The 1,377-nt window shown below is 58.8% G+C and carries 1 protein-coding gene; it reads right to left on the reverse strand.

From position 1 onward, the window contains the following. Window positions 1-254 precede the first annotated feature (254 nt). Window positions 255-1,265, reverse strand: a complete 1,011-nt coding sequence (locus tag U5A67_RS40375; protein WP_321818824.1) for an IS110 family transposase — start codon at window positions 1,263-1,265, stop codon at window positions 255-257. Between the last annotated feature and the right edge of the window lie 112 nt (window positions 1,266-1,377).

Genomic DNA, 1,377 nt, shown 5'->3' on the forward strand with positions numbered 1-1,377 from the left:
CGACATTTCTTATATGGTCGCCTCCCATTTGCAAGGCAATTGTGTCTGGCGAGGAGGGTGGTTGCGGACTTATATCCGGACTCGATCGCGGGCATGCCCGCCGGCCCCGATGGATTTCGCCGCAAAGGTCCTCATCTATTTGGCGGACTCGAGGTCCGAGAAATGTCTCAGGCTTGCCTTTGCGCGGTCCAACCTGACTTGCCATCGTTCAATATACCTATGCAACCGTGGAAAGGTTTAAGAGTTGATGCAGATTACATCGCAGGCGTTGCTTGATACGTTCGTCCGTATGCCAGTAGCGCCCAGATTGTGCGCGCCATCTTGTTTGCGAGCGCAACAGCCACGACGTTCGTTGGACGACGGGACAGCATCAGGCGCAAACGCTCCGGCAAATGCCTTGAACCGGAGATGACCGATCGCGCGCCATGAATCAACAACGTTCGCAGATACACATCACCGCGTTTGCTGATACCGCCGAGCTTTACCTTGCCGCCGGAACTATTCTGTCGTGGCACAAGACCCAGATAGGCAGCGAATTCCCGTCCGGAGCGAAACGTCTCTGCCTGCCCGATGACCGAAACTGCAGCAGTCGCCGTAAGCGGCCCAACGCCTGGAATCTCCGATATGCGTCGGCAGGCATCGTTGTTACGGCGCCACTCAAGAATGCGTTGCTCGATCTGTGCGATCTGTTCGTCAAGCCCACGGAGGCGCGAGAACTGATCCTGCAGGCTTTCTGCGAACATGGCTGGCAACTCGTCGGCCATGGACGCAAGCGCGACTTTGGCTGCCTCGATCGAAGCCCGGCGACCTTGCGGCAACACGACGCCAAATTCGTAGAGTAGCCCCCGAAGCTGGTTGATCTGCATGACGCGAATCCGGACCAGTTGCTGGCGCATGCGGTGCAGCGCCAGCATGGCCTGCTGATCTTCGGTCTTGACGGCTACGAACCGCATGCCGGGACGCTGGGCGGCTTCCCAGATCGCTGCGGCGTCGGCCGCGTCATTCTTGTTCGACTTCACGAACGGCCGCACGAACTGGGCTGCGATGAGACGCACGTCGTGGCCAAGACGTGCCAGAACTCGTGCCCAGTGGTGGGCGCTGCCGCAGGCCTCCATGACGACACGACTCACAGGCCGGTTGGTGAAGAACTGCACGAGCTGGGCGCGTTTGAGTACCTTGCTATGAATCGTGCCGGTCTCTGGCTCGATGTAATGAATCTGGAAAACGCGCTTGGCCAGGTCGATAGCAATGATCGTGGGTTCCATCTGGTTCTCCTTGGCGGCAGAACTGCCGAACCTGCAATGTCGCACGCTTAGGACGGGAGTCTGCGGCGTCAGAACAGCCCGTTAAGGCGGGAGGCGACCATTCCATCTATTT

Source organism: Paraburkholderia sp. J69-1, assembly GCF_905220255.1.
GTDB lineage: Bacteria > Pseudomonadota > Gammaproteobacteria > Burkholderiales > Burkholderiaceae > Paraburkholderia.

Bases quoted from the DNA above. Each gene is read 5' to 3' on its own strand.
- U5A67_RS40375 (WP_321818824.1), bottom strand. From the start codon at position 1,265: ATGGAACCCACGATCATTGCTATCGACCTGGCCAAGCGCGTTTTCCAG.